Source organism: Streptomyces sp. NPDC059477 (assembly GCF_042749375.1).
Classification (GTDB): domain Bacteria; phylum Actinomycetota; class Actinomycetes; order Streptomycetales; family Streptomycetaceae; genus Streptomyces.
The window spans coordinates 68,675-77,940 of sequence record NZ_JBHYUG010000032.1 but is presented as its reverse complement, the minus strand read 5'-3'; the positions used below and the strand labels follow the sequence as shown (position 1 = coordinate 77,940).

The following is a 9,266-nucleotide window of genomic DNA, read 5'->3' as shown; positions in this document are numbered from 1 at the left end:
GGGCGCCTGGGGGGGGGGGGGGGGGGGGGCCGCGCGGGGGGGGGGGGGGGCGGGGGCGCGGGGGGGGGGGGGGGCCACACCCAGGGGGGTGGGCGGGCCCTCGCCGCCCGGGGGGCGGCGGCCCCCCTGCCGCTGGTGGAGGCGATGGGCCGGCGCCTTGAGGAGCTGCTCCTGGGCCCGGCGGCGGCCCAGCTGGGCGGCGGCCCGGTCGTGGTCGTACCGCCCGGACGGCTGCACCGCGTGCCCTGGGCGCTGCTGCCCTCGCTGCGCGAACGGGTGGTCAATGTGTCGCCGTCGGCGGGCAGCTGGCTGCGGGCCCACGAGACCGCGCCCCCGCCCGGCGGCCGGCATGTCCTGGTACGCGGTCCCGGGCTCGCCACCGAGGGCGCCGAGGTCCCCCAACTCGCCCAGCGCTATGCCGCGCCGGTCGTCCTGGAGGGCGACCACGCGCGCGTGCCGCGCGTTCTGGAGGAACTCGACGGGGCGGCGCTCGCGCACATCGCCGCGCACGGCACGTTCCGCGCCGACAGCCCGCTGTTCTCGTCCCTGGGCATGTCCGACGGCCCGCTGATCGTCCATGACTTCGAACGCCTGGCCCGCAGCCCGTACCGGATCATCCTCTCCTGCTGCGACACCGCCCGCTTCGCGTCCGTCGGCGCCGACGAACTCCTCGGCCTGGTCACCGCCCTCCTCCCGCACGGCACCGCGGGCGTGGTCGCGTGCAGCGCCCCCGTCAACGACGCCGCCGTGGTCCCCCTGATGCTCGCCCTCCACAAGGGCATCGACGCGGGCCTCTCCCTCGCGGAGTCCCTCCGAGACGCCCGAGCCTCCCTCCCGAACGACGCGACCCACCAGGCGACGGGCTGGGCGTTCTCGGCGTTCGGGGCGGCGTAGGTCGGGTGGGGGCGGGGGCCGACGGAGGACGGGGGTGGCGGCGGCGTGGGCTGCGTGCGGCTGTTGGGGCCGGTGTTGGCCGGGCTGCGTGCGGCCGGGCTGCGGGAGGTGGACGGGCCGGGCTGACGCCGGGTGGCGTGGGCCGGGGTCGAGCAGGCCGGTTTTGCGTGGGTCGGCCGCCGTGGGGCCGCATGGGGAGGCGGCGCCGGTCAAGCCGCTGCCGGGACGCTCAGGTTGGGCCGACGCCCGGGACGCACCGCTCGGCACGGCGTACGCCGGGGCCGCCATCGGAGCGGGTGGCAGCAGAGCGGGCCTGCTGGCGACTGGGCGGCGTAGATCGGGCCGCCGTGCAGCGCGGGGCGGGCTGGTGCCGGGCTCGACGTAGAGCGACGGGGCGTGGACTTGGCCGCCGGCGGAACGGCACAGGGAGGTCGGCGGCGGCCGGAATGCCGCCGGAAGGCGGAGGTTGGGCCATCGCTGGGACCGCGTCCGTCCGCATGGCCCAGGCGGTCCCGCCACGCAGGGAGTCCACCGCCAGGCAGCGCAAGCCGCGCGGGCGCTGGGCTCGACATGGGTCGGGCCGCCAGGCGAGACAAGCCAGGCCGCCGCCGGGGCGGCATGCGGTGGCCCGCCTGAAGCCGACTGCGTCGGAGGTCCGGCCGTCGGGATCGGGGTCGGCAGGCTGCCGATCGCCCCCATGGAGGCCGATCGGCGCATACGCGGGTCCCGTCGCCCTCGCCACGACGTCCCGGCCTCCTCACTCCGGCAGGTCCCGGCGCGTTCCCCTCTCCGGCACGGCGCCGGAGTCTCCCTCACGGCCCGGCGCCCGCGCTCCCCCACCGCCCAGCGCCGCCGCTCACGCCGACGCCGCGTCCGGTAGGTCGATCAGGCACGTCAGCTCGCTGCGGTCGCTCGCGCCCAGGCGGGTGTACGCGCTGTAGAGGTGGTTGCCGACGGTTCGGACGGACAGGGTGAGGCGTTCGGCGATCTGCCGGTTGCTCAGGCCCGCCGCCGCCAGCGTGACGATCTGCCGCTGGCGGGCGGTGAGTTCGCCGAGGGCCAGTCCGGACAGGGCCGGGGTGCGGGCGCCCTGACAACGGCGGGCCAGCGTGATGGCGCGGGTTCGGGACAGCCGCGCGGCGCTCGGGTCCCGGTGCGCGGCGACGGCCTGCGCGTGCGCCTCCGCCGCGAACAACAGGAAGCCCCGCGCCTCCAGCAGTGCCGCCGCCCGGTCCAGTGCGGGCCCGTCGGCCCGCGCCAGCGCCTCCGCGTGCCGGGCGAACGGGCTCCCGGGCGGGAGCATCCCGACGGCCCGCTCGGCGACACCGAGGCGTACGGCGTCGTATGCCTCCATGTACGCAGCCCGCTCGGCGTAGGGGTGTTCGGCGGCGGACTGCGGCGCGTCGCCGACCGGTGTCGGGGCCGGGGGCTCGACGCCCTCCCCCAGCCCGTCCCGCGCGCCCCGGGCCTCCGAGGAGCGGGCCCCGTCCTGCGTGGCCCGCGCGCCCGAGATCGCCACGGTGCCGAGGGTTTCCGTCGGCATGGCTCGCGGGGGCGTGCCCCATGTGCCCTCACCGGGTACGGATGGCAGCCCCTCACCCGCCAGGGCCCGTGCCCCGAGGTCTCCCACAGGCCGCGTCCCCTGTCCTCCCACGACCCGCGCGGCCCCGCCCGGCACGACCCGCGCGCCTTCGCCCGGCACAACGCGCGCGCCCTCGCTCACCGCAGCCCCCGCCGCGTCACCCGGCCCGGACCGCGCCCCCTCGGGCACTCCACCCTGCGCGGCTTCCCCCGGTGCGAGTCGCGCACCCACACACTCCCCCGCGCCACCCGGCACGACTCGCGCGCCCCCGCTCCGGCCAACCCCGGCGCCCCCGCCCAACACCACCGACGCGCCCTCCGTGTCGCCCCGTGCCGCCGCGAGCCATGCCGTGAGGCGGTGTGAGGGGTGAGGGTGGCCGGACATCGCCGTCTCCGCGGTTTCGGGCTCGGCCGACTGGGCCGCGCCGAGGGCCAGTTCGGTGCGGCACAGGGCGTCGTCCGGGGAGGTGCGCAGGCCCTCGCGTGCCCAGGCCGACGCTTCCCGGAGGGCGCCGCGCAGACGGGCGTACCGGGCGCGGATCGCCGCGTAGTCGGCGGGTACGGTGCCGGTCTCCTCCATCAGCCAGTTCCCCACCGGGGTCGGGAAGGTCCGTACGTCGGCCTCCTCGATGCGGTCCTCCAGGGCCACCGCCTCGGACTTGAGCGCCTGGGCGCAGTCGTCGGGGGTGCGGGCGAGGCGGCGGGTGCGCAGGGTGCCGGCGGCGGCGCGCAGCACCGGGCCGTACAGCGCGCGGGCGAGCCGGACCGTGCCCGCCGCGTCGATGGCGATCAGGCCGTCGGATTCCAGGCGTTCGAGCGTCGGCAGGTCGAACGTGTCGAGGTCGGGGGCGAGGGGTTCGGCGAAGGCGAGACGGTCGAGGGTCTCGCGCTCGGCGGGGACGACCCGCGCGAGGACCGGGGCGGCGCGCAGCCGGACCGTCTCGGTGAGCGGGACGGGGCCCCGCCAGGCGAAGGTGGCCGTGCCAGCGACGGGCGTGAGCAGGCCGGGGCCGGCGAGCGCGCCGGACAGGTCGCGCAGCAGTCGCAGATCGCCCCCGCACAGCCGGCGCAGCCGGTTCACGGTGAGCGGTTCGAACCGCCCCCCGGTACCGGCCGTGAGGAGGTCGGCCATGTCGTCGTCGGGGAGGGCCTCCAGGGCGAGGCGGGGCAGCACCTCGCCGGTCCACAGGCGGGAGACGGCGCCGGGCATCGGCTCGCCGTCCCGGGCGACGACGACCAGCCTGGTCCGGCCGTGTGTGGCCAGATGGTGGACGAGGGCGGCGGAGGCGTCGTCCAGGAGATGCGCGTCGTCGACCAGCAGCAGCCGTACGCCGGAGAGGAGTTGGACCGCGCGGTGCAGGGACACCGACTCGGGCAGCAGATGCGCGAACGCGGCGAACGGGATGCGATGGGTGCCGGGCGTCCCGGCGACCTTGGCGCAATCGGTGCCGCGCACGGCCTCCATGGCGAGCCGGGTCTTGCCGCAACCGGGCGGACCCGTCACCACGATGCCGTGCCGTCCGGCCGTCAAGCAGCGGCGCACCAGCGCCAGTTCCTCCTCCCGGCCGGTGAACGGCCAGGGCAGTTCCAGGGTTCGCGCATTCCGTTCATCACTCGTCACGCAGTCATGAGCACCCGTACTCAGTTCTGATACACGGTGACTTGAGTAGACCTCGACTCAGGCGGTACCGGCCGCGCGGACGGCAGGCTTGACGCATGACCGGTCGCTACTGCTCGCTCCCGCAGCAGCCGGCCCCCGCCTTCGCGCCGGGGCTGGCCGCCGAGCGGCTCAGTGCGCTCATCGACGGGCGGGCGAAGTGGGTCAACGGCACGGTCCTGCACTACTACTTCTTCGACGGTGAGACGGACGCCTCCGTCATCCCGGTCCCGGGGACCGGGGAGACCCGGCGGGTGTCCTGGGTGGGCGCCGAGGAGCAGCGGGCCGTGGTGCGCGACTGCTTCGCCGAGTGGCAGGGGCTCGGCATCGGGCTGTCCTTCGCCGAGGTCGACGACCGCTCGGAGGCCGAGCTGAGGATCGGGTTCCAGCTCGGCGACGGCTCCTGGTCCACGGTCGGCCGCGACGCGCTGCGCCTCGGTCAGAACGAGCGGACGGTGAACTTCGGCTGGGACCTCACGGCGTCCGGCGAGCACACCACCGCGCTGCACGAGATCGGGCACGCGCTCGGGATGCTGCACGAGCACCAGAGCCCGTTCGCCGGTATCCACTGGGACGACGAGGCGGTCTACGCCGAGCTGGCGGGCCCGCCGAACCACTGGGACCGGGACACCACCTTCCACAACATCCTGCGCAAGCTGGACCGCGACGAGGTCAACGGCTCGGTGTGGGACCCGCAGTCGATCATGGAGTATCCGTTCCCGTCGGGGCTGATACTGGAGCCCGAGCAGTTCCGGGCGGGTGTGCATCCGCCGGGCGCGCTGTCGCCGCTGGACAAGGAGTTCGTGCTGCGCTGGTATCCGCCGGCCTGTACGGGGCTGCCCGAGGAACTCGTGCCGTTCCGCTCGGCGCCGCTCAGGCTCGGGCCGGGCGAGCAGGCGGACTTCCGGATCGAGCCGACGCAGACCCGTGAGTACACGGTCGGGGTGTTCGGGGACGGCGACGCCGTGGCGGTCGTCTTCGAGGAGCGGGACGGGGAACCGCGCTTCGTCGCCGGTGACGACGACGGCGGCACCCCGCACAACGCCACGGTCAAGGCCCGTCTGGTCAAGGGCCGCCGATATTTCGTCCGCGTGCGCCTGTACTCCGGCTGGGGTTCGGGCGAGACGGCGGTCATGTGCTGGTGAGAGCACGCGACGGCCTCACGCGGGCGGCTGGACCACTGTCCGGCGCCGGGGGAAAACGGTCACGCGGACGCCGCCTTCGGGGGAGGGCGACGTCCGCGTGACCACGCCACGCGTTCGCTACGGGACGGCGCCGGTCATCTGCGCGCCCACTCCCCCGCCAGCAACTCGTACGACCGCACCCGGTCCCCGTGATCGTGTGTGATCGTCGTGATCAGCAGCTCATCGGCGCCCGTGGCCTCCTGGAGCTGCTCCAGCCGGTCGGCGACCCGCCCCGGTGATCCCACGAACTGGGTGTCCACCCGGTCCCGTACCAGCGCCCGGTCCGCCTCGCCCCACGTGAGGGCGCGGGCCTCGGCCGGGGTCGGGTACTCGATAGCGCCCTCGACGGTACGGATGCTGCGTACCCACGGCCCGTACCCGGCGGCCAGTTCGCGCGCGGTCTCGTCGTCCTCGGCCACGACGACATCGGCGGAGACACTGACGTAGGGCTTGTCCAGGACGTCCGAGGGCTGGAAGTAGGCCCGGTAGCCGTCCACGGCCTCCAGGACCGTGCCCGGACTGACGTGGTAGTTGGCGGCGAAGCGCAGGCCCCGGGCGCCCGCCGTCTCCGCGCTCTGGCCGCCGCTGCTGCCCAGGATCCACACCTGGAGGTCGGCGCCCTCGCCCGGGACGGCGTGGGCCTCGATGCCCTCCGGGGAGCGGTAGCCGCCCGCGAGCAGGGCGAGGATGTCGTCGATCTGCTCGGTGTAGTCCTGCGCCCGGGCGCCCGGCAGATGCACCAGCCGCTGGTGCAGGGCGACCCGGGGTGAGTCGAGCAGGTGGGCGTAGGAGAAGCGGGGTGGGATCAGCAGGCCGCCCGGGGCGCGGCCGTCGACCACCGGGGTCGCCGTCGGCGCGGGTCCGGCGGGATCGGCGGGCGGGCGTCCGCCGGAGCGGCCGAGGCCGAGGTCGAGCCGGCCCGGGTGCAGGGCGTCGATCAGGCCGAACTCCTCGACCGTGGACAGCGCCGTGCGATGCCCCAACTGGACGGCTCCGGAGCCGATCCGGATGGTGGAGGTCGCGGCTGCGGTCAGGGCCAGCAGCACCGCCGGGGAGGTGCCCGCGACGCCCGGGTTGAGGTGGTGCTCGGCGAACCAGTACCGGGCATAGCCGGCCGCCTCGGTCCGCCGGGCGAGGTCGATGGAGTTGCGCAGGGCGTCCGGAGCGCTCGACCCTGAGGAGATCGGCACCAGGTCGAGGACGCCGAGGGGGGTGTCGGACATGGGGCGGCTCCTCAGGGTCCGGTGGAGGCGGGGTGGGTGGTGGGGGGCTCGGAGGTGGCGGGTGCGGTGGTCGCGCTCACCGGTCCGGGGGTCGCAGGTCGGCCGCGCACCGGTCCGGGGGCCACCGATCCGCCGTGCACCGATCCGGGGGCCACCGATCCGCCGCTCAACGTCCCCGAGCCGGTCGCGGCTTCCGAGGAGGCACTCGTACCGGACACCACCGGCCCCCACCCGAACGGCGGGTCCGGGATCCTCGTACGCAGCACCGGGGCCACCGCCGACTGGAACAGTTCCAGCGAGTCGCGGTGCCGGGTGGCACTCAGGCCGCCGGCGTCCGCCGGGATGTGCAGGACGGTGTGGCCGAACTGCTCGTGGTAGCGGTGCACCTTGTCGATGACCTGCTGGGGGCTGCCGATCAGCGCCGAACTGCGCTCGGCGAAGTCCTCCAGCGTCTCGAAGACGACCGGTAGTCCGGCCTCCTTCGCGAAGGCGAGGTTGGACTCGAAGATCGGCCGGTACGCGGCGAGCGCCTCCTGTGAGGTGGGGGCGACCAGGAGCCCGGCCGAGCCCGCGCCGACGGCGATGTCCGCCGGGTCGTGGCCGTGGTGCTCCCAGCGTTCGCGGTAGTGGCGGATCAGCTCGGCGTACGGCTCGATGGGGTGGGTGACGTTCGCCGAGAACAGCGGGTCGCCGTAGCGGGCGGCCAGCTCCACGGACTCCTTGCTGGTGGCGCTGCCGTGCCAGACCCGGATGGGTTGCTGGTGGGGGCGGGGCCAGACCTCGGCGTCGGTCAGTGGCGGGCGGAAGCGGGTGCGGGCGGTCACCTTGTCCTGCCGCCAGATGCGCCGGAAGACCTCGTAGCTCTCGGCGTTGCGCTCCCACTGGTCCTCGGGCGTGACCTGGAACAGGTCGCGCTGGGCGGTGCCGTTGCCCTTGCCGATGATCAGCTCAAGGCGGCCTTGCGAGAGGTGGTCGAGGGTGGCGTAGTCCTCGTAGGCGCGGACCGGGTCGAGCAGGCTGAGGGTGGTGACGGCGGTGAAGAGCCGGATGCGCCGGGTGAGCGCGGCGATATGGCTGAGCACGACGGTCGGTGAGGAGGAGAGGAACGGGCGCTCGTGCCGCTCCCCCACCCCGAAGCCGTCGAAGCCGAGTTCCTCGGCCAGCTGCGCGTTGTCCAGCACCTCCCCGAAGCGGTCGTGGGTGGAGGTCCACACGCCGGTGACCGGGTGCGGGCGATGCACGATCAGCGTGATCGCGAGGAACCTCACGACGCCGCCCGTACGCCGGGAACGCTCCCGCGAGCGTGACCGCGCACCTCGCCCCCTGTCTCGCTCCCTATCTCGCTCTCTGTCTCGTTCCCGTCCCGGATCTCGTCGGGGTGGTCGAGGCCGAGGTGGTGCCGCAGGGTCGTCCCCTCGTACTCGGTGCGGAACACCCCGCGCTCCTGGAGCAGCGGCACGACCGTGTCCGCGAAGGCGTCGAGGCCGCCCGGTGTGATGTGCGGGACGAGGATGAAGCCGTCCGAGGCGTCGGCCTGCACATAGTCGTTGATGGTCGCGGCGACCGTCGCCGGGGAGCCGATGAAGCTCTGCCGGTTGCCGGTCTCGATGACCAGATCGCGGATCGACCAGTTGTTGGCCTCGGCCAGCTGCCGCCACTCGCGGGCGGTCTCCTGCGGGTCGCGGTACATACGCACCTGGGCCCGGCCCCGGGCGACCGTGTGCTCACCGGGCAGCGGGTCCACGTCGGGCAGCGGTCCTTCGGGGTCGTACGCGGACAGGTCCCGGTTCCACACCCACTCCAGGTGCTTGAGGGCGGTGGCGCCGCTGACCTGCTGGCGGCGGACCTCCTTGGCCAGTTCCTCCGCCTCGTCGTCGGTGTCGCCGAGGACGAAGCTGGCGGCGGGCAGGATCAGCAGCTGGTCGGCGCGGCGGCCGTACTTGGGCAGCCGGGACTTGACGTCGGTGTAGAACGCCTGGCCCGCCTCCAGGGTGGCGTGCCGGCTGAAGATGGCGTCCGCGCCCGAGGCGGCGAACTCGCGGCCCTCCTCGGAGTCCCCGGCCTGGAAGATCACCGGGCGGCCCTGCGGGGAGCGCGGGACATTGAACTGTCCGTGGATGTCGAAGTGCTGCCCCTCGTGGACGAAGGAGCCCGCCTTGGCGTCCCGCAGGAAGGCCCCGGTGTCCTGGTCGGCGAGGATCTCGTCCCCGCGCCAGGAGTCGAACAGCTCATGGGCCGTGGCCAGGAACTCCCTCGCCCGTGAATAGCGCTCCTCCTGCGGCAGGAAGCCGCCTCGGCGGAAGTTCTCGCCGGTGAAGGCGTCCCAGGAGGTGACCACGTTCCACGCGGCGCGGCCCGCCGAGAGGTGGTCGAGGCTGGCGAACTGGCGGGCCACCTCGTAGGGCTCGTTGAAGGTGGAGTTGATGGTGCCGGTCAGGCCGAGGCGCTCGGTGACGGCGGCGAGCGCGGTGAGCACGGTGAAGGTGTCGGGGCGGCCGACGACGTCCAGGTCGTAGATCTTCCCGCCCTGTTCGCGCAGGCGCAGGCCCTCGGCGAGGAACAGGAAGTCGAACTTGGCGCGCTCGGCGGTCCGCGCGAAGTGCGCGAAGGAGCTGAACTCGATATGGCTTCCGCCGCGCGGATCGCTCCATACGGTGGTGTTGTTGACGCCGGGGAAGTGGGCGGCCAGATGGATCTGCTTCTGCGGCTTGCTCATGGTCGGGTGTT

General features: G+C 74.3%; 4 protein-coding genes and 2 pseudogenes. 2 read left to right on the top strand and 4 right to left on the bottom strand.

Annotation, left to right across the window (positions count from 1 at the left end):
- Nucleotides 1–111: 111 nt before the first annotated feature.
- Nucleotides 112–894, top strand: a pseudogene (locus ACFXAZ_RS18505) (CHAT domain-containing protein); the annotation flags it as partial.
- 856 nt (nt 895–1,750) lie between these two features.
- On the opposite strand, the gene ACFXAZ_RS18500 reads toward ACFXAZ_RS18505, so the two are convergent.
- Nucleotides 1,751–4,096, bottom strand: coding sequence for a LuxR C-terminal-related transcriptional regulator (locus tag ACFXAZ_RS18500; RefSeq protein ID WP_384591784.1), 2,346 nt, complete (start codon nt 4,094–4,096; stop codon nt 1,751–1,753).
- Between the two features lie 95 nt (nt 4,097–4,191).
- Here ACFXAZ_RS18500 and ACFXAZ_RS18495 point away from each other — a divergent pair, with 95 nt between their 5' ends.
- Nucleotides 4,192–5,277: a M12 family metallopeptidase gene (locus ACFXAZ_RS18495; RefSeq protein WP_384591781.1), complete on the top strand. Its 1,086-nt coding sequence runs from the start codon at nt 4,192–4,194 to the stop codon at nt 5,275–5,277.
- A 134-nt stretch (nt 5,278–5,411) separates the two neighbouring features.
- Here the strand turns inward: ACFXAZ_RS18495 and ACFXAZ_RS18490 are convergent, their stop codons facing one another.
- The 3 genes and pseudogenes from ACFXAZ_RS18490 to ACFXAZ_RS18480 all read right to left on the bottom strand — a co-directional run bounded on the left by ACFXAZ_RS18490 (nt 5,412) and on the right by ACFXAZ_RS18480 (nt 9,255).
- Complete coding sequence (locus ACFXAZ_RS18490) at nt 5,412–6,539, bottom strand: LLM class flavin-dependent oxidoreductase (protein ID WP_384591778.1); 1,128 nt, start codon at nt 6,537–6,539, stop codon at nt 5,412–5,414.
- 191 nt (nt 6,540–6,730) lie between these two features.
- Nucleotides 6,731–7,807, bottom strand: a pseudogene (locus ACFXAZ_RS18485) (LLM class flavin-dependent oxidoreductase); the annotation flags it as partial.
- Nucleotides 7,804–9,255, bottom strand: a complete 1,452-nt coding sequence (locus tag ACFXAZ_RS18480) for an NtaA/DmoA family FMN-dependent monooxygenase (RefSeq protein WP_384591775.1) — start codon at nt 9,253–9,255, stop codon at nt 7,804–7,806. The pseudogene ACFXAZ_RS18485 and the gene ACFXAZ_RS18480, both read right to left, overlap by 4 nt.
- Nucleotides 9,256–9,266 lie beyond the last annotated feature (11 nt).

Excerpts from the sequence above, each read along its gene's own strand:
- ACFXAZ_RS18495 (WP_384591781.1), top strand. The coding sequence starts at position 4,192 with ATGACCGGTCGCTACTGCTCGCTCCCGCAGCAGCCGGCCCCCGCCTTC.
- ACFXAZ_RS18480 (WP_384591775.1), bottom strand. The coding sequence starts at position 9,255 with ATGAGCAAGCCGCAGAAGCAGATCCATCTGGCCGCCCACTTCCCCGGC.
- ACFXAZ_RS18490 (WP_384591778.1), bottom strand. The coding sequence starts at position 6,539 with ATGTCCGACACCCCCCTCGGCGTCCTCGACCTGGTGCCGATCTCCTCA.